The organism is Paraglaciecola mesophila KMM 241, assembly GCF_000315015.1.
Lineage (GTDB): Bacteria > Pseudomonadota > Gammaproteobacteria > Enterobacterales > Alteromonadaceae > Paraglaciecola > Paraglaciecola mesophila.
In genome coordinates this window covers 14,983-40,576 of the sequence record NZ_BAEP01000058.1, presented here as the reverse complement: position 1 = coordinate 40,576, position 25,594 = coordinate 14,983, and the positions used below count along the sequence as shown (strand labels likewise).

At 43.1% G+C, this 25,594-nt stretch carries 26 protein-coding genes; 18 read left to right on the top strand and 8 right to left on the bottom strand.

Annotated elements, in window-relative coordinates:
- Nucleotides 1-142 precede the first annotated feature (142 nt).
- From GMES_RS14275 to glpQ, 7 genes are all read left to right on the top strand, one after another.
- Nucleotides 143-382, top strand: a complete 240-nt coding sequence (locus tag GMES_RS14275; protein WP_006993431.1) for a hypothetical protein — start codon at nt 143-145, stop codon at nt 380-382.
- A gap of 180 nt (nt 383-562) precedes the next feature.
- The gene (locus tag GMES_RS14270) at nt 563-1,333 is read left to right on the top strand and encodes an SDR family NAD(P)-dependent oxidoreductase (protein ID WP_006993430.1); all 771 of its coding nucleotides are present in this window, start codon (nt 563-565) and stop codon (nt 1,331-1,333) included.
- Nucleotides 1,334-1,739: 406 nt separating this feature from the next.
- A complete protein-coding gene (locus tag GMES_RS14265; protein WP_006993428.1) occupies nt 1,740-2,765 on the top strand; it encodes an NADP-dependent oxidoreductase in 1,026 nt (341 codons plus the stop codon).
- An 804-nt stretch (nt 2,766-3,569) separates the two neighbouring features.
- A complete protein-coding gene (locus GMES_RS14260) occupies nt 3,570-4,943 on the top strand; it encodes a glycoside hydrolase family 5 protein (protein WP_006993426.1) in 1,374 nt (457 codons plus the stop codon).
- A gap of 416 nt (nt 4,944-5,359) precedes the next feature.
- Nucleotides 5,360-5,674: a quaternary ammonium compound efflux SMR transporter SugE gene (gene sugE / locus GMES_RS14255; protein ID WP_006993425.1), complete on the top strand. Its 315-nt coding sequence runs from the start codon at nt 5,360-5,362 to the stop codon at nt 5,672-5,674.
- Between the two features lie 102 nt (nt 5,675-5,776).
- Nucleotides 5,777-6,160: a lactoylglutathione lyase gene (gene gloA, locus GMES_RS14250; protein WP_006993424.1), complete on the top strand. Its 384-nt coding sequence runs from the start codon at nt 5,777-5,779 to the stop codon at nt 6,158-6,160.
- A 76-nt stretch (nt 6,161-6,236) separates the two neighbouring features.
- Nucleotides 6,237-7,226: a glycerophosphodiester phosphodiesterase gene (gene glpQ, locus GMES_RS14245; RefSeq protein ID WP_006993423.1), complete on the top strand. Its 990-nt coding sequence runs from the start codon at nt 6,237-6,239 to the stop codon at nt 7,224-7,226.
- Between the two features lie 126 nt (nt 7,227-7,352).
- Here the strand turns inward: glpQ and GMES_RS14240 are convergent, their stop codons facing one another.
- On the bottom strand, nt 7,353-8,216 hold the full coding sequence (locus GMES_RS14240; RefSeq protein WP_006993422.1) for a flagellar protein MotY: 864 nt from the start codon (nt 8,214-8,216) through the stop codon (nt 7,353-7,355).
- A 209-nt stretch (nt 8,217-8,425) separates the two neighbouring features.
- On the opposite strand from GMES_RS14240, the gene rnt reads away from it, so the two are divergent.
- A complete protein-coding gene (gene rnt / locus GMES_RS14235) occupies nt 8,426-9,061 on the top strand; it encodes a ribonuclease T (RefSeq protein ID WP_006993421.1) in 636 nt (211 codons plus the stop codon).
- Between the two features lie 91 nt (nt 9,062-9,152).
- Here rnt and GMES_RS14230 read toward each other — a convergent pair whose 3' ends face one another.
- Nucleotides 9,153-9,758, bottom strand: a complete 606-nt coding sequence (locus GMES_RS14230) for a peroxiredoxin (RefSeq protein WP_006993420.1) — start codon at nt 9,756-9,758, stop codon at nt 9,153-9,155.
- Between the two features lie 267 nt (nt 9,759-10,025).
- Here GMES_RS14230 and GMES_RS14225 point away from each other — a divergent pair, with 267 nt between their 5' ends.
- Nucleotides 10,026-10,220 carry a bacterioferritin-associated ferredoxin gene (locus GMES_RS14225; protein WP_006993419.1) on the top strand — a complete coding sequence of 65 codons (195 nt, stop codon included), beginning with the start codon at nt 10,026-10,028 and terminating at the stop codon, nt 10,218-10,220.
- A 185-nt stretch (nt 10,221-10,405) separates the two neighbouring features.
- Here the strand turns inward: GMES_RS14225 and GMES_RS14220 are convergent, their stop codons facing one another.
- Nucleotides 10,406-10,735, bottom strand: a complete 330-nt coding sequence (locus GMES_RS14220) for a Grx4 family monothiol glutaredoxin (RefSeq protein ID WP_006993418.1) — start codon at nt 10,733-10,735, stop codon at nt 10,406-10,408.
- A 266-nt stretch (nt 10,736-11,001) separates the two neighbouring features.
- Here GMES_RS14220 and sodB point away from each other — a divergent pair, with 266 nt between their 5' ends.
- From sodB to GMES_RS14185, 7 genes are all read left to right on the top strand, one after another.
- Complete coding sequence (sodB, locus tag GMES_RS14215; protein ID WP_006993417.1) at nt 11,002-11,583, top strand: superoxide dismutase [Fe]; 582 nt, start codon at nt 11,002-11,004, stop codon at nt 11,581-11,583.
- A gap of 330 nt (nt 11,584-11,913) precedes the next feature.
- The gene (locus GMES_RS14210; RefSeq protein ID WP_006993416.1) at nt 11,914-13,836 is read left to right on the top strand and encodes a PrkA family serine protein kinase; all 1,923 of its coding nucleotides are present in this window, start codon (nt 11,914-11,916) and stop codon (nt 13,834-13,836) included.
- Nucleotides 13,837-13,889: 53 nt separating this feature from the next.
- Nucleotides 13,890-15,173, top strand: a complete 1,284-nt coding sequence (locus GMES_RS14205; RefSeq protein WP_006993415.1) for a YeaH/YhbH family protein — start codon at nt 13,890-13,892, stop codon at nt 15,171-15,173.
- Between the two features lie 3 nt (nt 15,174-15,176).
- On the top strand, nt 15,177-16,742 hold the full coding sequence (locus GMES_RS14200) for a SpoVR family protein (protein ID WP_006993414.1): 1,566 nt from the start codon (nt 15,177-15,179) through the stop codon (nt 16,740-16,742).
- A gap of 66 nt (nt 16,743-16,808) precedes the next feature.
- Nucleotides 16,809-17,111 (top strand): VF530 family protein, encoded by a 303-nt coding sequence (locus GMES_RS14195; protein WP_006993413.1) that lies wholly within the window; start codon nt 16,809-16,811, stop codon nt 17,109-17,111.
- A 10-nt stretch (nt 17,112-17,121) separates the two neighbouring features.
- Nucleotides 17,122-17,616: a M48 family metallopeptidase gene (locus tag GMES_RS14190; protein ID WP_039987491.1), complete on the top strand. Its 495-nt coding sequence runs from the start codon at nt 17,122-17,124 to the stop codon at nt 17,614-17,616.
- Nucleotides 17,617-17,637: 21 nt separating this feature from the next.
- Nucleotides 17,638-18,006, top strand: a complete 369-nt coding sequence (locus GMES_RS14185; RefSeq protein ID WP_006993411.1) for a YacL family protein — start codon at nt 17,638-17,640, stop codon at nt 18,004-18,006.
- A gap of 200 nt (nt 18,007-18,206) precedes the next feature.
- Here GMES_RS14185 and GMES_RS14180 read toward each other — a convergent pair whose 3' ends face one another.
- Together GMES_RS14180 and GMES_RS14175 are read right to left on the bottom strand one after the other, a co-directional pair.
- Nucleotides 18,207-18,650, bottom strand: a complete 444-nt coding sequence (locus GMES_RS14180; protein WP_006993410.1) for an energy transducer TonB — start codon at nt 18,648-18,650, stop codon at nt 18,207-18,209.
- A gap of 122 nt (nt 18,651-18,772) precedes the next feature.
- Nucleotides 18,773-19,156, bottom strand: a complete 384-nt coding sequence (locus GMES_RS14175; RefSeq protein WP_039987490.1) for a hypothetical protein — start codon at nt 19,154-19,156, stop codon at nt 18,773-18,775.
- A 754-nt stretch (nt 19,157-19,910) separates the two neighbouring features.
- Here GMES_RS14175 and GMES_RS14165 point away from each other — a divergent pair.
- Both GMES_RS14165 and GMES_RS14160 read left to right on the top strand, forming a co-directional pair.
- Entirely contained in the window at nt 19,911-20,285 is a 375-nt protein-coding gene (locus GMES_RS14165; RefSeq protein ID WP_006993407.1) for a cupin domain-containing protein, read from the top strand.
- Between the two features lie 248 nt (nt 20,286-20,533).
- Nucleotides 20,534-22,402, top strand: a complete 1,869-nt coding sequence (locus tag GMES_RS14160; RefSeq protein ID WP_006993406.1) for a choice-of-anchor I family protein — start codon at nt 20,534-20,536, stop codon at nt 22,400-22,402.
- A 53-nt stretch (nt 22,403-22,455) separates the two neighbouring features.
- On the opposite strand, the gene GMES_RS14155 is transcribed toward GMES_RS14160, so the two are convergent.
- The 3 genes from GMES_RS14155 to GMES_RS14145 all read right to left on the bottom strand — a co-directional run bounded on the left by GMES_RS14155 (nt 22,456) and on the right by GMES_RS14145 (nt 25,250).
- Nucleotides 22,456-22,857, bottom strand: coding sequence for a BLUF domain-containing protein (locus GMES_RS14155; protein ID WP_006993405.1), 402 nt, complete (start codon nt 22,855-22,857; stop codon nt 22,456-22,458).
- Between the two features lie 147 nt (nt 22,858-23,004).
- A complete protein-coding gene (locus GMES_RS14150) occupies nt 23,005-24,288 on the bottom strand; it encodes a cation:proton antiporter (RefSeq protein WP_006993404.1) in 1,284 nt (427 codons plus the stop codon).
- 422 nt (nt 24,289-24,710) lie between these two features.
- The gene (locus tag GMES_RS14145) at nt 24,711-25,250 is read right to left on the bottom strand and encodes a hypothetical protein (RefSeq protein ID WP_006993403.1); all 540 of its coding nucleotides are present in this window, start codon (nt 25,248-25,250) and stop codon (nt 24,711-24,713) included.
- Between the last annotated feature and the right edge of the window lie 344 nt (nt 25,251-25,594).

Here is a 25,594-nt window from a genome sequence, read left to right as displayed (position 1 = left end):
TTTAGGATGGGTTGCATTGAAGTGCAACGGTTTAGGAGCTGCGTTTTAGGTGCAATCTTTTAGGTGCCATTTTTTTAGGTGTTTTTTATAAGTAATGCGCTCAAGAAAATAGCAACCAATGTAACGTTAAGGATGAAGATAAATGCCCTATAAAGTGAATTTTTTTGCTAGGCCTGTTAATTCAGACCAAAAACTACCTTGGGAAAGTTTATTAATAGAATTCTCTTTGGGTGTGATATGCCTTGTTATGGCTATCTACGGCTGGGATACCGGCATGGCTTTAATGGCCTACCCTGCTGGTGCAGTTGCCGCAATTTGCTTCGCGCTCGTTGCTTATTCAGTATTTGGCTTTTTTCGAGAAAGGACGCGAGCCAAGAACTAGAACCAGCCAAAACATTAGCCGCGAACTTGGCTCTTATATTTAGATCAGCACCATGGATATAAGCAGCAATTGCAGCCTGTTTGTGAATCGCCCTTGGCATTGTTACCCCAGACCAAGTGCATAAAAACAAAAATAACTAAGCGCCTTATGCTTGGCGCTTTAATAAGATAAGGAACGTAGATGAATAATTTTTTTTCAGTGGCAGGCAAAATTGCAGTGGTTACGGGTGGCTCTAGTGGAATAGGCGCCATGATCGCCCGTGGCTTTGTGGAAAATGGCGTTAAAACCTATATCACTTCGCGCAAACTTGAACAGCTTGAGCAAACCGCCGCTAAACTATCCGGTTTAGGTGAGTGCATAGCGATTCAATCTGATTTATCGACCATGGCAGGAGTTGATGCCTTCGCTGAAGAAATGCTTAAACGCGAGCCGAAAATAGACATTCTTATCAACAATGCAGGTGCTGCCTGGGGAGCACCAGTAGAAGAGTTCCCAGAATCAGGTTGGGATAAAGTCATGGATTTAAACGTGAAGTCTATTTTCTTTTTGAGCCAACGCTTATTGCCCGCGCTTCGTTCAGCAGGCGACGCGAACGAGCCCTCACGGATCGTCAATATTGCGTCTGTTAACGGGCTTACTCACCCTCACATGAACAATTATTCGTATTCTGCGAGTAAGGCAGCGGTTATCCAATTGACACGCCATATGGCAGCAGATATTCGCCCAACTAACGTCAATATTAATGGGATTGCCCCTGGGTTTTTCCCAAGCAAGATGACAAAACAATTACAGGGTCATGAGCAAGAGATTGCTGATAGCCTTCCTGCGCGCAAAGTGGGTGAGCTGGCTGATGTGGCTGGTACCGCAATTTACCTTTGCTCACGTGCGAGTAATTACGTATGCGGCCACACTGTTGTGTTAGACGGTGGCCAAGTGGCGAATGCTGGGTAAGCAGTATTAGGACTTAAACCGCTCGGTTCAAACGAGAGAGTTTGAACCGAGCCTTATGCTTTACCAGCTCTTTGCCACAATTTAGCAATGAGTTGCCCCGTATTAGAATAAGTTGACGGTGTTAAGCCAGCATTAATGCTGGCTTTTTGCTATCTGGGCTTTTCTGCGTTTTGCGTTTTGCGTTTTGCGTTTTGCGTTTTGCGTCAGCTTATAGAAAAAAATAATAGTGACTTATCATTTTTTACAATGGCTATTGTGCACAAGAAATCGCTCGAATATGTTCAACTAAGTGTTATTCGAATAACCCGACGATTTATTCAGCCCACAGAATATTGATCGCTCAACGTTAACAAGCCATTTAGTTAATAACCCAAGCTAGATTAACCACAGCAAGTAGGAGTTCACTATGTCTCAATATGTAAACCGCGCCGTTGTATTAGCAAAAAGACCCAATGGCGAGCCGCAAAATGATGATTTTAGAATTGAAGAGCAACCTCTCGTCTCACTTGCTGAAGGCGAAATACTGGTGCGCACTGTGTGGTTATCGTTAGACCCTTACATGCGCCCGCGCATGAATGACATGAAATCATATGCAGCGCCTACCCCTATTGGCGGCACAATGACAGGTGAAGTGGTCGGTGAGGTAATGGAGTCACGCTCAACCAAATACGCAGTGGGCGATCGTATTACCGCTTATGGCGGCTGGCAGGAATACTTCATAAAACCGGATGACGCGCCCATGATGTACAAAATTCAGGAGATGGGCATTCCGTTGCAAGCCTACCTTGGCGCGGCGGGTATGACTGGCCGTACGGCGTATTTCGGGTTAACCGAAATCGGTAAACCGCAACAAGGCGATACCTTAGTGGTCTCTGCCGCCTCAGGCGCTGTTGGTGGCATTGTAGGTCAGTTAGGCAAGATGTGCGGCTGTAAAGTCATTGGCATCGCAGGTGGCAGCGAAAAATGTCAGTTCGTAGTTGATGAGCTCGGCTTTGATGCCTGCGTAGATTACAAGGCAGGTAATCTTGAAAAAGACTTACAACAAGCCTGCCCCAATGGTATCGATATCTATTTTGAGAACGTAGGTGGTGATGTAACCCGGGCGGTGGCTAAGCTACTCAACTCAGGCGCTAGAGTGCCCATTTGCGGCTATGTTTCAAATTATAACGATACTGATTTAAGCAAGGTACAAACGCCGCAAGATATTTTGGCGACGTCCCCTACCCCTCCCACCGCTCGGTTTTTTGTGCAAACTGAATGGCAAGACCAACACCAACAAACCACGCAAAAATTGGCGCAGTGGGTTAAAGATGGCCAATTGGTGTATCGAGAATCAATCGTTGAGGGCATTGAACAATCGATACCTGCATTCCAAGGAATGCTCAAAGGCAAAAACTTCGGCAAGCAGCTGGTCAGTATTAGCCCTGAATAATCACAAACAATAGGGCTGATAGTTGCTGTCGTAGTTGCTATAAGCCTTTTAGCGGCCCCCATGGGGCGATGCTTTTACTGAGTCTTGCATTGCTCCTCTATAACCTCCTCTTAATTCTCCCCTAGCAACTCACTTGAGTTACTTGCTCTATTTGATCCACTTTTTGACTTGTTCGTCTCGTTATTCGTTTTAGAACATCACATCTAAAAATAGTCTTCAGGGGAAATAGCGCTTGAGCATTTTTATTCGGTGTCGAAAAGTCAGTTAGCTCTTGCAGCGGGCTAGCAATCACTTCAACTGCAACAAACGGTTTTGCTTGTGAGCAAAGCTTGGCGTTTATTGACGATGATACTTTACCTGAACCGATGAATACCACTGTGCATACAAATAAAAGACATGTGAAGCATCATCTTGTCCTTGCTCAATTACGCGACTCAAATTTGAGCAGGCTTAGCCTCTGACTCCCGCTTTAACATTTCAAGATTTGACGAAAATATTATTCCGATAATATTAAACGTAATTAATATTCGTCCCTTATCACCGACAGCTACTAATTTCAGCGTTCATTAAATTAAAAACAAACCTTTAAAAACAGTCACTTAAAAAAACAAAGACACTTGGCACAAATTTCGCCTACTCACAAATTAAGGGTAATTATATTACCCTTAATTAGCAATATTCTCGCTTATACCGCTTGATTTATCGATGTGCAACAGGTGTTGAGAAAGACAGAATTTCAGCACTCAAATTTTGCACATGAACGATTAATACAATTAGATCAATAATTAATTTCAAGGAGTTTTAATGAAACATGTATTACGTACATCTATAAAAGACCGTTTAAAACGCACTAGTTTGCCTTTGGCTATAATGGCCGGAGTGGCGATTATGAGTGAAGCCGCTGTTCCTCCACTAAATGTCAGTGGAAATCAAATTGTGACAGGTGGCACACCGGTGAGCTTTGCGGGTAACAGTCTATTTTGGAGTAATACCGGTTGGGGTGGCGAGAAATTCTATACTGCGCAAGCCGTTGCAAGTGCAAAGTCAGAGTTTGGTGCGAATGTAATACGAGCCGCTATAGGCCATGGTGTGAATACGGCGGGTAGCTTGAATTTTGACTGGGACGGTAACATGAGCCGCCTTGACACAGTCGTAAACGCTGCGATTGAACAAGACATGTATGTCATTATTGACTTTCATAGTCACGAGGCCCATACGGATCAGGCCACTGCCGTAAAATTTTTCGAAGAAGTCGCTAATAAGTATGGCACCTACGACAACGTTATTTATGAAATCTATAATGAGCCATTGCAAATTTCATGGGCCAATGACATTAAGCCTTATGCAGAAACACTAATCGATAAAATACGTGCAATTGATCCGAATAGCCTAATTGTGGTTGGCACACCTACTTGGTCTCAAGATGTTGATGTGGCCTCACAAGATCCAATCGATCGCGCCAATATTGCCTACACACTCCATTTTTACGCCGGCACACACGGCGAGTCACTGCGCAATAAGGCCCAAACGGCTATGAACAACGGCATCGCACTCTTCGCCACCGAGTGGGGTACCGTCAATGCTGACGGCAATGGCGCAGTAAACGCAAATGAAACCGATGCATGGATGGCTTTTTTTAAAGCAAATAATATCAGCCACGCTAATTGGGCGCTGAACGATAAAGCCGAAGGCGCTTCCACTTTTACTCCCGGCGGAAGCTGGAATTCATTGACCGCGTCTGGCACAAAAGTGAAATCAATTATTAAAGGGTGGGACTCGAGTGTCGTCAATTTAGATAGTGATGGCGACGGAGTGAACGACAGTGATGACCAATGCGACAACACCCCCACTGGTACAACAGTCGATATTATTGGTTGTGCGATAGCCGATTCTGATGCTGACGGTGTTAGCGATATCACAGACCAATGCCCCGATACACCTCAAGGCACAGATGTAGATGCGAGCGGTTGCCCGCAAACAACAGGCAGTGGCACTGATTGCAGTGCAATAAATAGCTGCCCTAACTGGGTTCAAGCAGATTATGCCGGTGGGGCCAATACCCACAATAACACAGGCGACCAGATGCAATATCAAGGCAATGCTTATCAAGCAAACTGGTACACCAATAGTTTGCCAGGTAGCGATTCCTCATGGACATTACTAGGAAGCTGCAATTAAGCCGTACCATTTTGCTTAACCACTTCTGAATAATGTATTTAGAAATTGAAACCCGATAAACATGAATAGAGAACGACAAACACACTATTCGTGTTTATTTTCTTTGCCCGCCACTAAATAATTAAAGCGGGCTTTCCATCTATATCGACGTGTGTTGTTACACAAGGGGTTACACAGAAATACGATTTTTTTGTAGCGCCACGTTTTGCAACATGTGGTTTAGCGACTATTCCTCAAGTAAACAACTGTGTTAAAATCTTATCGTCTTTTCGACAATCAAATTTTCACCTCCTGTGCGCTCTGCGCGCGTATAGAGGCTCATGTTAGCTCACGGTTGTGATATCAACCAAATGAGGACGACCTCATCCCTCTTGCTTTTACCTGGGACGACCCAGCTCAAAATGTGTAGGTATAAAATGAACTGGATTATTTTAATCATCGCCGGGCTATTCGAAGTTGTGTGGGCAATTGGCCTTAAATATAGTGACGGTTTTAGCAAGCTGTGGCCTTCTATATTCACTCTTGTTGCCATGGCCATCAGTTTTGGTTTGCTCAGCATAGCCATGAAATCACTCCCAGCGGGAACCGCTTATGCGGTTTGGGTCGTCATCGGCCTGATAGGCACAGCGATTGTTGGTATCGTTATGCTCAACGAGCCGCTTAATTTTTGGCGGGTTCTAAGCCTTATCACCATCACCTTGGGTGTCATTGGATTAAAATTGAGTAGTTAGCACCTCTCCATCCATTTTTTGTTACGCTTTGTCATATTGTTGAGACAGTTAACTAGTTACAATCAACGACTTAGTCGTACCTCAGTATTGTTAAGGACCATTATGCGCTTTTTGCACACCATGTTACGTGTCGGTAATTTAGACCGCTCTATCACTTTTTACACTGAACTGCTTGGCATGAAACTGCTGCGCAGCAGTGAGAACAAGGATTACCGCTACACATTGGCGTTTATCGGTTATGGCGACGAAGACAGCAACACGGTATTAGAATTAACCCACAACTGGGATGAAGATAGCTACGATATCGGCACTGCATATGGTCACATTGCCCTTGGGGTGGATGATATTTACCAAGTGTGTGAGCAATTGAAAGCCAAAGGCGCCGATGTATACCGTGACGCGGGCCCGGTTAAAGGCGGCAGCACAGTAATTGCATTTGTGCGCGATCCGGACGGTTACGCCATTGAGCTTATTCAAACAACATAATTACTCGCTATTACCCGCGAGTACCAGCAATTACCCGCAATTAACCGAATTAGGAAACTGTGACATTGGAGTCAATATGAAGAAATCAATTTTGTCGTTATCATTGCTTGGGCTGCTGGCGAGCCAAGTGGCATGGGCCGAACCATTGGTCATTGCTCATCGTGGAGCTTCGGGATATCTACCAGAACACACCATGGAGTCCACTACGCTCGCCTTCGCCCTTGGGGCAGACTTTATTGAGCAAGACGTGGTGATAAGCAAAGATGGCGTGCCAGTGGTGCTGCATGATATTCACTTAGATACAGTATCAAACGTTGCAGATAAATACCCACAGCGCAAACGTGATGACGGGCGTTTCTATGCTCTTGATTTTACGTTAGCAGAATTGAAGTCTTTAAAAGTGCATGAGCGCAGTACAACAGATGGCAAACAGATTTTTAAAAACCGCTATCAAGGAAGCGCAGAATTCACCATTGCGACATTTGAAGAACAGATTGAGCTGATTAATCAACTTAACCGCCAATTTGGCAAGAACATCGGTTTTTACCCTGAAATAAAATCCCCAGCTTGGCACCGGGAACAAGGCGTGGATATCAGCAAAATTGTGATGAAAACCCTGCGCAAACATGGCCTTGATGACGCTAGTAAAGCCATTTATGTGCAGTGCTTCGATTATGCTGAGCTGAAACGTTTGCGCCATGAACTAGGCGCAAAAGTAAAATTGATTCAGTTGCTAGGTGAGAATGATTGGGGTGAATCCCCCACTGATTATGATGCTCTGCGCACACCTGAAAAACTCAAAGAGTTAGCGACAATCGCTCAAGGTATAGGACCGTGGATCCCGCAACTGGTTGATATGCAGACCTTACAATCCACAGGATTGGTTAAACTCGCTCATGATGCTGGGCTTGACGTGCACCCTTATACCTTCAGGCAAGACGCGCTGCCAAAAGGGATTACCAATAAACAAACGCTAGACTTATTGTTCAAACAGTTAAAAGTGGACGGCTTGTTTACTGATTTTACTGACACAGTCGTTAAGTATTTAGAGCAACAACCTCACTAAGTAGATACTTATTGGGATATAGCGAAGCTATAAGTCAAGCAATAGCAAAAAGCCGATTAATCAAATTAATCGGCTTTTTTGATGACTCTATCGCACTCTGAAGTAGGTGGACAAAAAGTGACCCCGCTAAGGTTTAGCCATACGGATCACCACACGGCGGTTTTTTGCACGTGACATCTCATTGGTATTAGGGGCAATGTGTCGTCGTTCGCCATGGCCTGTCACTTCGATTCGCTGGGGGGCTACGCCCATGTCGCTAAAGTAATTTTTTATCTCTACCGCACGACTCACCGACAAGGTTTTGTTCATGTCTCGACCGCCGTAGCTATCGCTGTAACCATCAAGCAATACTAATTCCATATCGCTATCTTCTTTGAGGTATTGACCAATCATATTCAAACGGCGCTGGGAGTACTTGGTCAATTCGGTGCTGTTTTTTTGATAGGCGAGAATGGTGTAGGCAATGTCATCAAAACTGTAGGGCAATAGATTCGATACGCATTGTGCGAAATTTTCATAAGGGGCAGCAAAATTGCTGGCATTTAAGCCAACCGCAATCCTATCACTTTGATTGTACCAGTCTTGATAATATATGGTCGGCCAGAAGCCCTTTTCTAGTTCCGAGAGCATAGTCCACGCAGCTTGCTCTGGCAGATCACCATTGTATTGCTTACGTATGGTCATATCTGCAATGGCGCGGTGCATTTGCCCCGGCATCCACCTAGGGGGAACAGAATAGACAGATGCCATGCCAAACGTTTTGGGCAGACGCAGCATATCAAGCTCGAATTCCATATTCAGTTGCTTAGACGCCATGCTCGTAAACATTGCCTCACCATAGCCTGGTATTTTATGTGCCAGGGTACACTGCAAACGACTTTGCTGGCTTAACTGCCAGTCAGAAGTCTCAATTTTTGCCGCGTATTGCCGTAGTCCAGCTGATAGAGAACTGCTTAACGTCAGGGACACTATAAATAAGATAGATTTCATAAGTCTTTTCGTTTGATTAATTCCGCTTCACGAGCAATCACTGCTCCTGTGCATTGGTTATCGACTCCCACGGTAAAAGCTTAACCCTGAATTCACCGCTTGCCCAGTCTACTAAAGATTATAGTTCGCTAGATTATTAAGTATATAGGGTAGCGACGTGCGCAGATAGTTGACATAATCACGCCTTATTTTTATCGCTATAGGTAGCTATGTCAGATCCCCAATTTCTCCTAAAAGACCGATTCAGAGGCTACTTTCCCGTTATCGTAGATGTTGAAACTGCGGGCTTCAATGCGCAAACCGACGCACTGCTGGAAGTCGCTGCAATTACGACAAAAATGGACGCCGATGGCTTTTTAACCCCAGATAAAACGTTTCATTATCATGTGGTTCCCTTTGAAGGAGCTAACTTAGAAAAGGCGGCGTTAGAGTTCAACGGAATAGATCCTTGGTGCGCCCTACGCGGAGCATTAGATGAAACAGAAGTCATGAAAGACCTGTGTAAGCAGATCCGCAAAGAGCAAAAAAACGCTGACTGCCAGCGCTCGGTAATGGTGGCGCACAACGCCGCATTCGATTTAGGTTTTATCAATGCCGCTATCGAACGCAGTAAAATTAAGCGTACGCCGTTTCATCCATTTGTATCATTCGATACCACCACGCTATCAGGCCTAGCGTTAGGGCAAACGGTATTGGTCAAAGCATGTCAAGCGGCCAACATTAGCTTCAATCAAAGCGAAGCACATTCAGCTTTATATGACACCCAGAAAACTGCCGAGCTCTATTGTTATATTGTTAATAAATGGCAAAGCGCCTGTGGTTGGCCGACCCCGGAGCATGACTAAGCATTATTTCGCAGACACAAAAAAGCCGCTGTTCACATAAGATCACAGCGGCTTTTATCACTTCATCTATAACGCATAACGCTACAGGTTATTAAAGCGAATCAGCGTTCTCTGAAAGATAGCTAGCAACACCTTCAGGGCTGTCTACCATACCTTTTTCACCAGCTTGCCAACCGGCTGGGCACACTTCACCATGTTCTTCATGGAAGTTAAGCGCATCAACCATGCGAAGCATGTCGTCAATGTTACGACCTAAAGGAAGATCGTTAACCACTTGGTGACGCACAACGCCCTCTTCGTCGATCAAGAACGAACCACGAAATGCAACGCCAGCTTCTGGATGCTCAACATCGTATGCTTGACAAATTTCGTGCTTAACATCAGCAACCATAGCGTATTTCACTTTACCGATACCGCCATCATTGATAGCAGTGTTACGCCATGCGTTATGGGTAAACTGAGAATCGATAGACACACCGATTACTTCAACACCACGTTTTTTAAACTCATCGTAACGCTTATCAAAAGCAATCAATTCAGATGGGCAAACGAAAGTGAAATCAAGAGGGTAGAAAAACAAAACTGCTTTTTGCCCTTTGATTGCTTCGCTTAGGGTGAAGTTTTCAACGATATCGCCATTTCCTAATACAGCTGCGGCGGTAAAATCTGGGGCTGGGCGACTAACTAGTACACTCATTTTTGATCTCCATTCTTTGGGTTTAAAAATATGCTGGCGCATAGTGTAACGACTATTAACGGGTTATCACACTCTTTTACGAACCAATAATGTAAGTATGGTTTCGTAAAAACCAAGTGGCGAGTCCGAATTTGCGGCCTACTTATCTTGGACTATCAAGTAGAAATAAATCTAGACCATTTAATGTACAAATTAACAAAAGAAATACTTGAAAGTATTGCAAACAACAATTATTATCATTTACATCAATATTCAGTAAGGTTAATTATGTACGTTTGTTTGTGCCACGGCATTACCGACAAAGCTATTAAACAGGCCGTTCGCGAAGACGGTGTGGGCAATATGCGCCAACTGCGTGAAGCGCTTGGCGTGGGTGATCAGTGCGGTAAATGTGTACGTATGGCGCAAAGCATCGTTGACAACACTATTATTGATGAATCTCTATTTAAAGAAGTGTGTTAACCCAACCTAGCAGAGTGAACACTCAGCAGGAACACCAAAAATCAGTGCCTTTTTACCGCTCATTAATTTTATGATGCAAGTTAACAAGACACAAACAAAAAAAGAGTCCTACAAGACTCTTTTTTTATGGAAGATTAATTGTTCAAAACGAAGCCAATGGACTTCGCTTAGAGTAACTGGCTCAGTTACTTATTAGCGCGTTTTTCAGCGCTTTCTTTGACGATTGTTTGCAATTCGCCCTGCTGAACCATTTCCATGATAATGTCACAACCACCAATAAGCTCACCGTCTACCCACAACTGTGGAAAAGTAGGCCAATCAGCGTATTTTGGCAATTCTGAACGAATGTCAGGGTTTTGCAGAATATCAACGTAAGCAAACTCTTCGCCACAAGACATCAACGCCTGTGATGCCTGAGCTGAAAAGCCACAGTTAGGCAATTTAGGCGACCCTTTCATATAAAGAAGAATGGGGTTTTCACTGATTTGTTGCTGAATTTTTTCAACCGTTTCCATAAATATTCTCACTCAAAATTGTATTAACGCTAGTAATGCGGTCAAGTTTACCGTTTTCAAGGCAATATACCAATGCTCCCTTGTGATCTTTATTGGTTTCAAATTATTATCAGGCTTACCCCTTGTAATGTACCTTAGGCGCCCTAAGATCGGTGACTGGGTTTCAGGATAACTTTGGACAAACCGTTTTATATTCGTGTATAAAACATTAGCGTTTACACAAGGTTAGACACACGATTTTAGTTAACTTTAAATGGAGAATCATCATGGCTTTCGAACTACCAGCTCTTCCGTATGAAAAAAATGCCTTAGAACCACATATCTCAGCTGAAACGTTGGAATATCACTATGGCAAGCATCACGCGACTTATGTTACCAAGCTAAACGGCTTGGTTGAAGGTACTGATATGGCGAATAAAGATCTTGAAGAGATCGTTAAATCGTCAGAAGGCGGAGTTTTCAATAACGCTGCTCAAATCTGGAACCACACGTTCTACTGGAACAGCCTAAGTCCAAATGGCGGCGGCGAGCCAACTGGCGCACTTGCTGATGCAATTAGCGCTAAATGGGGTTCTTTCGCAGACTTCAAAGCAGCGTTAAACGACAAAGCAGTTAACAACTTCGGTTCAAGCTGGACTTGGCTTGTTAAAACAGCTGACGGCAGCCTAGACATAGTTAACACTAGCAATGCTGGTACTCCTTTAACTGATACAAGTGTCACCCCTCTACTAACAGTAGATTTATGGGAACATGCTTACTACATCGATTACCGTAATGCTCGTCCTAAGTACCTTGAAGGTTTCTGGGCACTAGCAAACTGGGATTTCGCAGCGAGTAACTTCGCTTAAGCGATTCTGGTCTGATTAACCTAATCAGAAGATGATATAAAAGCCTCGATGAATCGGGGCTTTTTTGTATCAGATTTCTTTGCTCTTGTGCCTATAATCCTCCTGCAGCTCATCGCTCGCACTCTCAAATTTGCCGATAATAGGCTTTTGTTCACACTCCATTCAGCATTGCTTACTCTGCGCTTCTCTTGCGCTAACTTCGTTAGTGCTTAAAAATCAGTTTTTAGCATTCTCTAGAAAATATTGTTCTAAATCTGAAACATACAAATGCCAATAAGGGTCTAATCTTACCAGTGAAGCCAGAAAATTTTCTATATGTGAGGTCGAGTTATGGGAATTTTAGAGCAATATCAAACACGGTACGAAGCCCGTAAAGAAGAAGAATTAACCATCGACGAATTCTTGGAAATCTGTAAAACAGATGATTCAGCATACGCCAATGCAGCAGAACGTCTTCTCAAAGCAATTGGTGAACCAGAGATGGTCGACACCGCCAAAGATGCCACCTTAAGCCGTATTTTTTCTAACCGAATCATTGCTCGCTACCCAGCGTTTGACGGGTTTTATGGCATGGAAGAATCAATAGAACAAATCGTATCTTATCTTCGGCATGCTTCTCAGGGGCTGGAAGAGAAGAAACAAGTGCTATACCTGCTTGGCCCTGTTGGTGGCGGCAAGTCTTCTTTAGCCGAGAAGCTAAAAGAACTGATGCAGCAACAGCCCATTTACGTGCTCAAAGACTCTCCGGTGAACGACCACCCTCTTAGTTTGTTCGATTCGAATGAGGACGGCTCATTACTGCTTAATGAGTATGGTATTCCACAACGCTACCTAAGAACCGTCATGTCACCATGGGCGCGTAAACGCCTACATGAATACAACGGGGATATTCGAAAGTTCAAGGTGGTCAAGTTACACCCTTCAATCCTCGATCAGGTTGCGGTTGCTAAAACTGAGCCCGGTGATGAGAACAACCAAGACATCTCCGCTTTAGTCGGAAAAGTGGATATCAGGCGCTTGGAGCACTTCGCCCAGAACGACCCTGATGCCTACAGCTACTCAGGTGCGTTGTGCCGCGCCAATCAAGGTTTGATGGAATTTGTGGAGATGTTTAAGGCGCCTATAAAAGTGCTTCACCCCCTATTAACCGCCACACAGGAAGGTAATTACAATTCCACCGAAGGACTGTCTGCCCTGCCCTTTGAAGGCGTAATATTGGCCCACTCGAATGAGTCCGAGTGGCAAACCTTTCGTAATAACAAGAACAATGAAGCCTTTCTTGACCGCGTATTTATTGTCAATGTGCCATATTGCTTACGTGTATCAGAAGAAATGCAGATTTATCGCAAACTCATCGATAACAGTGAACTATCAGGTGCACCATGTGCCCCAGACACGCTAGAAACCCTAGCCCAGTTCAGTGTGTTATCTCGTTTGAAAGAGCCTGAGAATTCAAGCATTTATTCAAAAATGCGGGTGTATGACGGTGAAAGTTTGAAAGACACGGACCCTAAGGCCAAGTCCTATCAAGAGTACCGAGATTACGCAGGTGTGGATGAAGGCATGCAAGGCCTATCAACCCGCTTCGCATTCAAAATATTGTCCCGCGTCTTTAATTTTGATCCACAAGAATTGGCCGCCAACCCAGTGCATTTGTTCTATGTACTCGAGCGCCAAATTGAACGAGAGCAATTCGCTACCGAAATCGCTGATAAATACAAAGAACATTTAAAGGGTTATTTAATCCCTAAGTATGTGGAGTTTATCGGTAAAGAAATCCAAACCGCGTATTTAGAATCCTACTCTGAATACGGTCAAAATCTGTTTGACCGTTATGTCATTTATGCGGATTTCTGGATCCAAGATCAGGAATATCGAGATCCTGAAACTGGCCAGCTATTTGACAGAGAAGCGCTAAATACCGAGCTTGAGAAAATCGAGAAAACCGCAGGTATAAGCAACCCTAAAGATTTTCGCAATGAAATAGTTAATTTCGTACTGCGCGCCAGAGCCAATAATAAAGGCAAGAACCCAAGCTGGACCAGCTACGAAAAGTTACGCACGGTTATTGAAAAGAAAATGTTTTCCAACACTGAAGATCTATTGCCCGTTATATCATTTAACAAAAAAGGCTCTGCGGAAGACGAGAAAAAACACGATGATTTTGTCGCCCGTATGGCCGAAAAAGGCTACACCCAAAAACAAGTCAGATTGTTATGCGAATGGTATTTACGGGTGAGAAAATCTTCTTAATGTGGCACTGGTAAACAACAGCGCTCCAATGGAATCCATTGAGGTAAAGTAGTATGGCCCATTTTATTGATCGACGGCTCAACGGCAAAGGAAAGAGTACAGTCAACCGCCAACGTTTCTTGCGCCGTTACAAAGAGCAAATTAAGAAGGCGGTGTCTGACTCAATCAACAAACGCAGTGTCACTGACGTTACCAGTGGTGAAAAAATCGGTATTTCTAGCCGAGATATATCTGAACCTATTTTTCATACAGGTAAAGGTGGCGCGAGAAGCATTGTGCATCCCGGCAATGACCAATTTACAGCGGGGGATAAGATAAAACGCCCTGATTCAGGTGCCGGACAAGGCGGAGATAGTAACGCCAGTGATAGCGGTGAGGGGCAAGACGACTTTGTCTTTCAAATTTCAAAAGACGAATATCTAGATCTCCTTTTCGAAGATCTGATCCTGCCAAATCTCGAAAAAACTCAGCAGGATAAACTAGTTGAATATGAAAGCTATCGAGCGGGATTTGTATCAGACGGGGTCCCCAGTAATTTAGATGTAGTGCGATCTCTGAAAGGGTCTGTGGCCCGGCGCATCGCCCTCACAGCAGGTAAAAAGGCCCAACTAAAGCGACTACAAGCGCAACTTGTTGAAGTCCTCGAATCTAAACTTCCTGACCAGCTTATGTTGGAAAAGCTAAAAGAAGAGATAGCGCAGTTGGAAAAGGCGATTTCTCGTGTGCCTTTTATCGACACCTTCGATCTGCGCTTTCGCAATTATCAAAAACGCCCCATACCATCGAGCAAAGCAGTTATGTTTTGCCTAATGGATGTGTCGGGTTCAATGGACCAGGCCACCAAAGACAAAGCCAAACGATTCTATATCTTGCTGTATTTATTCTTAACGCGCACCTATAAGGACGTCGAGGTTGTTTATATACATCACCACACTCAAGCTAAAGAAGTCGACGAACAAGAGTTCTTTTATTCCACAGAAACCGGCGGCACGATTGTCTCAAGTGCCTTAGTGTTGATGAAGCAGATCGTAGAGCAGCGTTTCCCTCGTCATGAGTGGAATATATATGCAGCACAGGCGTCAGACGGAGATAATTGGACAGACGATTGCGCCAAGTGCACTGAAATACTCGAAAAGAGCTTGCTGCCTGCAGTGCGTTACTTCGCTTATATCGAAATTACTGCGCGTCAACATCAAAAGCTCTGGCATGAATATGAAAAGCTCAGCGAAACCCATAATAATTTTGCCATTAAACATATTGTCGATGCTGATGACATCTATCCGGTTTTCAGGGAGCTGTTCGACCAAGGCGTAGAAAACCAATCAGGAGTGGCTTAGTTTATGAAGAATACTCAAGCAGATGTGCAGCACAAGCAAACTTCCGATGTGCTAAGTGACGGCCCTGATTGGACTTTCGAGCTTTTGGCTGAGTACGAACAAGAGATTGATCGCGTAGCGAAACATTATGGCCTAGACACTTATCCCAACCAGATAGAAATTATTACCGCTGAACACATGATGGATGCGTACGCGAGTATCGGTATGCCGGTTAATTATGCCCATTGGTCTTATGGCAAAAAATTTATTCAATCAGAGCAAAATTACCGTCGCGGACAAATGGGATTGGCCTACGAAATCGTTATTAATTCAGACCCTTGCATCGCCTATCTAATGGAAGAAAACACCATGCCTATGCAAGCACTCGTCATGGCCCATGCTTGTTACGGCCATAACTCGTTTTTCAAAAATAACTATCTATTCAAAGCATGGACAGACGCTAGCTCAATTATAAACTACCTACTATTTGCCAAAAATTATGTGGCGAAGTGCGAACAAAAATACGGTGTTAGTGAAGTCGAAAATGTGCTCGACTCCTGCCATGCGTTAATGAATTTCGGTGTTGATCGCTACAAACGTCCACAGAAAATATCCATGCAGATTGAGCGGGAGCGCCAGCAAAATCGTGAGCAACATATTCAATCTCAGGTGAATGAATTATGGCGTACCTTGCCTAAGTCTGAAGCTAAAAGCAGCGAACCTACTCGAAGGTTCCCTTCTGAGCCGCAAGAGAATGTGCTCTATTTTATCGAAAAGAATGCCCCTTTGTTAGAACCTTGGCAACGAGAATTAGTCCGGATTGTGCGCAAAGTATCTCAGTACTTTTATCCGCAAAAACAGACCCAAGTTATGAACGAGGGATGGGCCTGCTTTTGGCACTATCATATACTCAACCATCTCTACGATGAGGGGAAACTCACAGATAAGTTTATGCTTGAGTTTCTGCACAGCCATACCAATGTGGTGGCACAACCAGCATATAATCACCCAAACTATTCAGGCCTCAATCCATATGCATTGGGCTTTAATATGTTTATGGATATAAAGCGCATTTGCCAATCACCCACTGATGAAGATCGCCAATGGTTTCCTGAAATTGCAGGCAAAGACTGGCTGGAAACAGTCCACTTCGCCATGCAAAACTTTAAGGATGAAAGCTTTATCAGTCAGTTTATGTCACCTAAGCTAATGCGTGATTTTAAGTTTTTTGCCATTGAAGATGATGAACAAAACGCCTTTCTCGATGTTTCTGCCATTCATGACGAAGCCGGTTATCACGCCGTCAGAGAAAAACTTTCCGCGCAATATAATTTGAGTAATATTGAGCCAAATATACAAGTGTTTGGTGTGGACTCCAGAGGCGACCGCTCTTTAACCTTGTCATATTTGCCACAAAACGGTGTTCCACTGGCTGACAGCCACCATAAAGTGTTAAAGCATCTACATCATTTATGGGGATTTTCTGTTAAATTAGAGCAAATAGACGAACATGGTTCATCGCAAACACTTGCTACCTACCCAGAGCAACCGGTAGAGAATTCACAACCCCTAACAGGCATCATAATTTAGCGTACCTACTAGTCCTAACGTTGCAGATTATATTGCCCAATATCAAACTATTTCAGATGTGACAGAATGACAGTTCAGAAAAACAATCCTTTGCACGGCTTAACCTTGCAACACATAGTGGAAACTCTGGTCGAAAAGCTAGGCTGGGAGCAAATGCACGAGCAAGTAAAAATCAATTGTTTCAAAAGCGACCCAAGCGTTAAATCAAGCTTAAAGTTTTTACGCAAAACCCCTTGGGCTAGAGCCAAAGTCGAAGAGCTTTATTTGTATACCACTAGGAGCAAGTCTCGCTCCCCTAAAAAGACCGTTCAAGCGCCCGCTTCTGCGGATGAATTTGTTTGGCCTGAGCCTAAAAAATCGAGTCATTAATATTCATACAATGAAGTACTTAGCTGCATACCCTGGACACCTGCAAGACAAAATAGAGCAGCTCCTTGAGCAAGATAAATTAAAAGACTATTTGCTCAAAAGCTATCCCCATGTGCATGACGTCAGCAACGACAATGCATTACGGCAATATGTTATGGACTTAAAGAACCGCTTTATGCGCAAGTCTGCACCACTTAGTAAAATCGCATTTGATCCCAAAATACATGTGGTTAACCATGCGTTAGGTTTACACACGTATGTTTCTCGGGTGCAAGGCGCGAAACTCAAAAGCAAGAATGAACTTCGCGTTAGTACGCTATTTAAACGTGTTCCAGAGCCCTTCCTTAACATGATTGTGGTGCACGAATTAGCACACTTAAAAGAGAAAGATCACAGCAAAGCATTCTATCAACTATGTTTACATATGCTGCCGGATTACCATCAACTGGAGTTTGACTTGCGAGTTTATTTAACTCAGATCGAAGCCCGCGGCGACATTTTTTAATTTAATCTTTTTGGACACCTAATGGATTATCAATTTATTCGCAACGATCGCGCAGAGCCTGCCGCCATTTTTGAAATGGGAGCAGAAACGCTCGGCTTATGGTTTAGTGAAGAACTCGGTCGAGATCGTCAGAAAATACACCACTTGTTGGATGTTATTCAACAATTAGAACACAAAAACATTGAGCAATACGCGCTGCAAGGGCGTGAATTCAATATGGATTTAACGCGAGATGAGATAGAAGTTTACGCAGCGATAACCCGAGATGAAGGTGAAATCGATATTCCTGAAGACACCGAATTATACGATCAGGAATCAATCTGCGGTTGCGGTTTAGAAGACTTCAAAGAAGTCCTTTTATCATGGCAAGAATTTGTAGGCGGAATGTAGCTCACGGACCGGACTCTCATCGTCAAAATTGTTTTTTCAGCACTCCATTTAATCTGTTTGAGTTCACGTATATTGTGATATTCGGGACAGAAAGATTTCGAACGACTGTGACAGACGGCTATGAGCGTAAAGCGGTCATTAACGCTTAACATATGGGGCGCGCTGTGTGCGCGTCGGCCCTAATTTGTTTGTTAAGTGAACTATTCACTACACTTTAACTTTGCTTGTTCAGCACATCTTACTTTTGCCTCGGCTTCTGTTTTACCACCCATACAAAAATCTAACCTAATCAGTTTTTCTTCAGTAGCATTAGGGTGACCAGAAATATTTTGCCATTTCCATTTTTTTATAACTTTCTTTGCAGGTTTATAAATAACTTTTTTCGGTATTGAACTAATTAATTCAACGTTATCTGTTTTACCATTTTCATTTACAGTTACTTTAAATATGCCGCAACCAGCAATACCTTTCATCGCAAGATCCATTGGATACATTGGAGTGACCTGTTTAGTTCTAATCCATTGAGCATCAGATTTTCCTGGTTTGATATGGGTTAGCTTCACATCCGCAAAGTTATTTTCACTGACATTAGCCGCAATTGTAATTGGTAAAATTAATAACAACTTAATGATTTGAAATTTCAACTAGACCTTCCTTAGTTCATTTAACGCCACATTGAGCGGCTAAAAATTGTTGGCTATAATGTTGAACGGAGTGAAAACAGCCAACTGTTTTTAGTCCGTTTGGATGCCTTGTTAGCAGTATACTACTCTGCACTTGGTTTTTTATTTCCTAAGAACTCGAATTCAAACTTTAAAGCCGCAATAAATTCGTCTGTTTGAATGTTAATTGCCCCAATAACTTGGGAGTCGTCAGTTTCTTCAGCCTGAATAATTATAACTTTTGTCTTTTCACCCGTTTCTTGGTCAATATGAATAGCATATTGTGGTATTATAATATCGATTGGTTTACCAATATTTTTCCCTTCGACTTGCAGCATAAACACTGCAGCACCTAAATTAATATCATCTTCTGTGGCTTGGCGACCACTTGTATATTTATAGTCACTTAACGAAGGCCACAACATTGTATTCTGTCCGTAGAGTAATGTTGATATTAAGATCAGCGGTAAAATTAATAATCGATACATGATTTATACTGCTAACGCTTATTATTGAGCATGTCGTATATGTAACTTCTCGATTCGGTAGTTTTTTTCGTCATTTTAAGTTCTTGCCTTCCGATTTTATTCAGTATTTTTACTATCGTACGAGTAAAACCACTCGAAGTTGCAAAAGCAAAAGGAGACCTCGGTTTAACGAGACTTTTCTGCTTCCTATTAAAAACCATGTGAAAAATATTTTCCATAGTTAAATTAATAACTTAGCGTTTTTAAGAAAAACAAAGCGAGACCAACCAAAATTACATAATAGGAAGCGACATGGGCATTATTCACTAAATCCGATTGCACCTGTTTTTTTATACAGTCCATTTAAATACGAGATAATTGGCAAGTCAGGGAATTTGTAATCCGGCTAAATGGGATCTTATGGTGCACAAAAAGTTAATGCCGAATGTCCGCTCTTGGCAATTAATGGACAATCAAATTTGCTCATACTCTTCTAAAACAGAACGTAAGATAGAGTTCTGAATAATCCACTTAAACCATCGATTCTTCGCCAAACGTCTGTCTTTCGTACCTGCGGGCTGCTTTTTTATCTCGGATTGAGGTCCTTTTTTTAAAAAATCAGCTTTCATTCCGTGTAAATCGTTTTGGCATCAAACTCGGATTTATATTTTTTATCTATACTCTATCAGCGGTAAGCCGAGTTTGTTGACTTACCCTTTACGCTGTCCAGTAGTAAACAGCATTACTTTTTTCGCGTTATAGAAAGGAAATAACCATGAAAATGAAGAAGGAAGATATACCCGTTGTAATGCAAGCCCCCGGAATGATCATGCGCTCCCCAGCGGGATTGGGAAGCATGACCGTTGTTTTTCATGAACTACCAAAAGGCACTGATTTTACGCCCTTGCTCAAAGGGTTAAACAACAACAACTGTCATTGCCCGCATTGGGGTTATATATTCGAAGGGACCTTCCGCTTTATATACGATGACGGTACACAAGAGTTATTTGAAGCCGGCGACGTTTTCTACGCGCAGCCAGGGCACACCGCCATCGTCGACAAGGACTTAAAATTTATCGATTTTAGCCCAACCAAAGAATTAGCTCAGGTAATGTCAAACGTTGGTAAAGTTATGGCTGAAATGGCTTAATAACACGCTTACGCTTTCATATATTCAGGCTTGAATCTAATCATCAGTATAGTGGATCCACCATTACTGTTCAGTTCAGGTCTGCTTTCTCACCTAAGCAATTTTCTGATGTTTGCTCTCCTCCCAGTTTCGTTTTCTAAAATACCCGCCGTCACAATTTGTTCATTTTTTTGTCGTTAAAGAGTCACATGGGCACTCTAAGTTGTTGGGCTGCGTTTACTCAAGACAATTAAAATAAGGAACAAGCAGTGCAACCACTCAATAAAGCGTTAAAACTTAGTATCTTAAGTATGGCCGTTGTTTTTGGCCTTTCAGGCTGTGCCCTTGAAGGCGATGACGGGCAAGATGGCGCCGCAGGTGTTGACGGCACAAATGGCATTGACGGAGTCGATGGCCAAAGTCTACCCCGTGATTTAAACATTGAAGTGGTTGGCCGCTTTACAGCAGGTGGCATAGAGGTATTTGGTAAAAGTGCAGCTGAAATCGTTCAGTTTCACCAAGCTTCGAATACCGCCTTCGCCATTAACTCTGCAGTTAATCAAATTGAAGTGATTGATTTATCGGGCTTAACCACCGCTGCTGTGGCTAACCCTTTTTCTGATGCCAGCTTACAATCCAGCGCGTTTACCTTCGCTGATAGCGTAACGGTAAAAGATGCGGCAAATGCAGATCAAACCATCACCTTAGGGGCAGCCAACTCCATTGCCATTAACGGTGACATGCTGGCGATTGCAGTCCAGGCCAGTGTGAAAACCAGCCAAGGAGCCGTATTGTTCTACAGTTTAGATGCAACTGGCCAAGGAACCTTTGTCAAGGCGGTTGCAGCAGGCGCTCTACCGGATATGGTGGCGTTTAACCCTGATGGCACTAATGTATTAGTCGCCAATGAAGGTGAGCCGGATACAGATTACGCAGTTGACCCACAAGGCAGTGTGTCCATGATCACCATCACAGATGGTGTTCCAGCTGACACAGCAGAAACAATTAACTTCACCACAGATATGACGTTTTCAAGTGACACACTTGATGATGAAGATTTCGACACGGACGCAGAACGTATGGCTCTGCTACAAGCGTCAGGGGTTAAATTTGCCGGTCCAGCGGGCATGACAGTCGCGCAAGAATTAGAGCCCGAATACATTACCTACGCAGCAGACGGCAAAACCGCGTATGTATCACTTCAAGAAAGTAACGCCATTGGCATTCTTGATTTAGACGACATGACCATTGAAGTGCGTGCCCTTGGCTTTAAGGACTGGAGTGATTTCGAGCTAGATTTCACCAATAAGGACGAACTGCCTAATTTCAGCAGCGTTGATGGCCTGTACGGTATGTATCAACCAGATACGATCACGTCTTACCAATACAATGGCGCGACCTTTATTTTGTCAGCCAATGAAGGGGACTCTCGTGATTATGACGCCTACTCAGAAGAAGTCAGAGTAGCGGATATCATCGATGAAGACGAGCTGAATATGACACTCTCTCCTAGCTTACAATCCGCTTATGATGTAAGTGGCGGTGATGATGGCCTAGGGCGTTTAAAAGTCACTACGGCCTTAGGGGACGCTGATGAAAACGGTGAGTTTGAAGCCTTGTACGCCTACGGCGCACGTTCGTTTTCTATCTGGGATCAAAACATTAATCTGGTGTACGATTCTGGCGATGACTTCGGTAAGATTTCAGCAGCTATTTTAGGCAATGATTTTAATAGCGCACATACAGAGAACAAAGGTGACAACCGTTCAGATGATAAAGGCGGAGAGCCTGAAGCCATTGCCGTAGGGGAAATAGAAGGTCGAACTTACGCATTTATTGCCCAAGAACGATCTGGTGATCTGTTCACTTACGATGTCACAAATCCATTCAATGTTGCCTATGTTGCTCACTATAACAACCGTGATTTCAGCACAGACTTCGAGCTAGACGATGATTTAGACAATCCTTGCGATGAAGCCGAAGGCATGGATTGCAGCGAAGTCGCGATATCGGGAGATCTAGGGCCTGAGAGCATTAAATTTGTCGCCCCAAGCGACAGCCCAAATGGCAATGCACTATTGATTATCGGCAATGAAGTAAGCGGCACAGTGACTATTTATCAAGTGACTGAGAAATAAAAAGTATTGAATAAAAAACCTTGGTCAAATCCTTTGACCAAGGTTACATCTTCTTATACCTGCTTGAGTAGTAACCCAATGCCACTGTGATGTTCTGGTGAAAAGCTTTCGCGCTTAGCAAAATCACTCAATATAAAAGCCGCATCTTGCGCTTGCTGGGATTCAAGTAAACTTGAGAACCCCATAGACCAGTCACCAAACTCGCGCACACCAGTACTTTTTGTCATTACTAAGCGGACATTTTCATGCCGTGTATCTTGCTTTATTTTGGCATATAGCTGATTAACCTTCGCTTCATCACCTTCAATCACTTGAAAAAAGTGGCGAGACACCGTAATAAGCTTACCGCTTATCCCCTGTTCACTATTGATTGCCCTGGCTGAGATAAGGATGTCTTGCAAATCATTTTCATCAAGCGCCATTGCAAAATCGCTTACATAAATCAATTGAAACATAACACCAAACCTCATTACTCAATAGGACCAAATAAACGTATAGCTTACTCAGTTAATTTACCGAGTAAGCTATACGTTAGTCTAATGACTTATTCACCTTTCTTGGCCTGAAGGATCAAGTGCGAAACACACAAGTGAGCAAGATGCCTAGGTGTTAGGCTCAGATGCTGCAATACTCTTCTTGATTAAGGGGGAAATTGTTAAGCCTTGTACCACGATGGAAAAAATAACCACTATGTAAGTCACGATAACCATTAAATTATGCAAATTGTGACCATTACCTAGCATAGTGTCATTGGGAATAGACGCCGCCATCGCTAGTGCTAAACCACCTCGCAAACCGCCCCAGGTAAGAATACGCACGGAGTTTAAGTCGTAGCGCCTAAACTGCCTAAAGACCAAGTAAGGGGCCCCTACACTGACAAAACGCGCGAATAACACAGCGGGGATCATACAAAGACCAATCAAGATTTCATCTAAAGACAGGCTCATACTGACAATCAGCATGCCGATCAGTAAGAACAGCAAAGCATTTAGGAAGGTATCTGTGGCATGCCAGAAGTTCTTGATAAAGCGGATACTAGAAATACGCGCAAGTGACGCCCCTTTTGAGCGAGTGACATTGCCGATGAAAATCCCGCACATCACCATCGCCAGCGCACCTGATACATGCAATGCGATTGCAAGCGCATAACCCGCAGATGGAATAGCCAAGGTGACTAATAAGCGAACGTTAATATCTGGACTTTTTATGATCAAGTAATGGGCAATCACCGCAAGCACTAAACCAAAAACAATCCCCCCCACCGCTTCTGTTAAGAACAACTCAGCCACGCTGCTAAAAGTTGGCTCAACGCCGCTAAACGCAACGGCAAACAAAGTAGAGAAAATAACCAAGCCTACCCCGTCATTAAACAAAGACTCTCCTTCGACTTGAATCGAAATGTTTTTAGGTGCCTGCATTTGCTTAATGATCGCCAGCACTGCGATGGGATCTGTGGGGCTAATTAGCGCACCGAACAACAAGCAGTAAATAAAGGGTACGTTCCAACCAAATTGCGCTAAAACAAAGGCGCTTAAATACCCGACTATGATGGTAGAAACAACGGTAGAAAACAGCACGAGTATGGTGATTTCCCATCGCTGACGACGCAAAGCGCGTAAATCAATCTCCATAGCACCTGCAAATAATAAAAAGCCCAACATGCCATTAAGCAGAATCTGATTAAAATTTAGTTCACTGACCACATTGATAAGCGACTGGGCAGAGTTATCCCCCAGCAGTTTTACCGCTAATATTAGTAACAAAGAAATCACCACAGAGCCGGTGGTGATAGCAATGGTTGTTTGCAGTTTGAGCACGAATTGATTGGTAAAAGCGATAAGGACAGCCAGTGCCCCTAAAAAACAGATCAGATTCCAAGCGTCCATGGACGTTCCTATAGATTAATGTGTGGCGTAATGTTGTCGCGTCGTGGCAGAAGCGCTAGGGAGAAAACCGAAGCGCACTGATTTCAGTTGCACAGATTCGACATAACAATTAGGTATTTATATGACGCAAGAATAATACCTCATGCCATTTAAAGCGCCTGTTAACATTGATGCGCAAAGTGTTATGGAATGTAACTTCATGAAATATTTTTCAGCGCAGAGAAGCATTGTTATTTGAAATCGTTTTGGTTAGAAAACCTTTTAGATGATCTGATGATTGATGAATCACTCAGTGAGTGATAAATACGCTAGAGGTGCAATAGAAAATACTTGGCGATTTCATGTATCGACATATGCACTCGTGAACCACGAATGCGCGTGCCAAGACCTACGCAGATAATCTGTTAAATTATTCCGTTTAGTTAATGTTCTAACAAGGCTAAACGAGTGCCTTGCATTTCCTTGAGTGCATCTTCTTCACTAACTGCCACCAAATAGGGTTGGGGTGAACTAACGACATCGTGCTTAAACTCCAACCTAAAATAATACGTAGTTCCAGGGGATGCCGAAAAAGTATGAAGCTCTTCTAATTTAATTTTCGAATTCGTCTCGTGCGCGTTTGCAGCGCCAATGGTATCCATAACGACGCCCAAAGGACTTGTGGGAAAATATGTTGGGGTAGACCTTAAATCAGCCTTCAGTGTCAACATTTTAGGTGTTGAATCAAAAACAAAATAGGTATTAGTCGACATAACAGCTAATTCAGTATCACCTTCCGTAATCAACCATGAAAAGGCACTGCCATACAACTGCTTGTTTTTATAAATAAACACTCTTGCTTTGTCGGTATCAGCAGCTGTATCTTGCTTTACAAACGATTCACCTACGGGCTTAGAAGCACAACCAAACAGAAAAGCGGTTGCAAATAACATGGTATATATTTGAATATTTCTAAACTTCATCCTTGTTCCTCGTATTGTTTACACTCAACAACTCTAAACGCAATAGATTTTAATTAAGGCATGCTGCTGTCGTGAGCAAACGGTATCAATCAGCAACAACTTAGCTGGTAATTTTTTTAGGCATAAAAGATTAATTCAACGTGGCCGACTATTCAACTAAATTCAATACTTTATAGATTCAATTTCAATTACAGCAACAAATACAATGCGCCAATTTTTTCTTCAACAATTTTTATTTGCTACATAAAAAGCAAAGCAATTAAACAGATATAATGCTGATATCCACGCAAGCACCTGATCATGTTGAAAAATATTGAGATATAACGAACTAAACTTGCTATTTT

What these genes read in the sequence shown, in the direction of transcription:
- GMES_RS14260 (WP_006993426.1), top strand. Translation starts at nt 3,570, where the DNA reads ATGAAACATGTATTACGTACATCTATAAAAGACCGTTTAAAACGCACT.
- GMES_RS14195 (WP_006993413.1), top strand. Translation starts at nt 16,809, where the DNA reads ATGACAGTTCAGAAAAACAATCCTTTGCACGGCTTAACCTTGCAACAC.
- GMES_RS14230 (WP_006993420.1), bottom strand. Translation starts at nt 9,758, where the DNA reads ATGAGTGTACTAGTTAGTCGCCCAGCCCCAGATTTTACCGCCGCAGCT.
- gloA (WP_006993424.1), top strand. Translation starts at nt 5,777, where the DNA reads ATGCGCTTTTTGCACACCATGTTACGTGTCGGTAATTTAGACCGCTCT.
- GMES_RS14210 (WP_006993416.1), top strand. Translation starts at nt 11,914, where the DNA reads ATGGGAATTTTAGAGCAATATCAAACACGGTACGAAGCCCGTAAAGAA.
- glpQ (WP_006993423.1), top strand. Translation starts at nt 6,237, where the DNA reads ATGAAGAAATCAATTTTGTCGTTATCATTGCTTGGGCTGCTGGCGAGC.
- GMES_RS14270 (WP_006993430.1), top strand. Translation starts at nt 563, where the DNA reads ATGAATAATTTTTTTTCAGTGGCAGGCAAAATTGCAGTGGTTACGGGT.
- GMES_RS14240 (WP_006993422.1), bottom strand. Translation starts at nt 8,216, where the DNA reads ATGAAATCTATCTTATTTATAGTGTCCCTGACGTTAAGCAGTTCTCTA.
- GMES_RS14165 (WP_006993407.1), top strand. Translation starts at nt 19,911, where the DNA reads ATGAAAATGAAGAAGGAAGATATACCCGTTGTAATGCAAGCCCCCGGA.
- GMES_RS14200 (WP_006993414.1), top strand. Translation starts at nt 15,177, where the DNA reads ATGAAGAATACTCAAGCAGATGTGCAGCACAAGCAAACTTCCGATGTG.
- rnt (WP_006993421.1), top strand. Translation starts at nt 8,426, where the DNA reads ATGTCAGATCCCCAATTTCTCCTAAAAGACCGATTCAGAGGCTACTTT.
- GMES_RS14225 (WP_006993419.1), top strand. Translation starts at nt 10,026, where the DNA reads ATGTACGTTTGTTTGTGCCACGGCATTACCGACAAAGCTATTAAACAG.
- GMES_RS14190 (WP_039987491.1), top strand. Translation starts at nt 17,122, where the DNA reads ATGAAGTACTTAGCTGCATACCCTGGACACCTGCAAGACAAAATAGAG.
- GMES_RS14175 (WP_039987490.1), bottom strand. Translation starts at nt 19,156, where the DNA reads ATGTATCGATTATTAATTTTACCGCTGATCTTAATATCAACATTACTC.
- GMES_RS14265 (WP_006993428.1), top strand. Translation starts at nt 1,740, where the DNA reads ATGTCTCAATATGTAAACCGCGCCGTTGTATTAGCAAAAAGACCCAAT.
- GMES_RS14275 (WP_006993431.1), top strand. Translation starts at nt 143, where the DNA reads ATGCCCTATAAAGTGAATTTTTTTGCTAGGCCTGTTAATTCAGACCAA.
- GMES_RS14220 (WP_006993418.1), bottom strand. Translation starts at nt 10,735, where the DNA reads ATGGAAACGGTTGAAAAAATTCAGCAACAAATCAGTGAAAACCCCATT.
- GMES_RS14145 (WP_006993403.1), bottom strand. Translation starts at nt 25,250, where the DNA reads ATGAAGTTTAGAAATATTCAAATATATACCATGTTATTTGCAACCGCT.
- GMES_RS14205 (WP_006993415.1), top strand. Translation starts at nt 13,890, where the DNA reads ATGGCCCATTTTATTGATCGACGGCTCAACGGCAAAGGAAAGAGTACA.
- sugE (WP_006993425.1), top strand. Translation starts at nt 5,360, where the DNA reads ATGAACTGGATTATTTTAATCATCGCCGGGCTATTCGAAGTTGTGTGG.
- GMES_RS14185 (WP_006993411.1), top strand. Translation starts at nt 17,638, where the DNA reads ATGGATTATCAATTTATTCGCAACGATCGCGCAGAGCCTGCCGCCATT.
- sodB (WP_006993417.1), top strand. Translation starts at nt 11,002, where the DNA reads ATGGCTTTCGAACTACCAGCTCTTCCGTATGAAAAAAATGCCTTAGAA.
- GMES_RS14150 (WP_006993404.1), bottom strand. Translation starts at nt 24,288, where the DNA reads ATGGACGCTTGGAATCTGATCTGTTTTTTAGGGGCACTGGCTGTCCTT.
- GMES_RS14155 (WP_006993405.1), bottom strand. Translation starts at nt 22,857, where the DNA reads ATGTTTCAATTGATTTATGTAAGCGATTTTGCAATGGCGCTTGATGAA.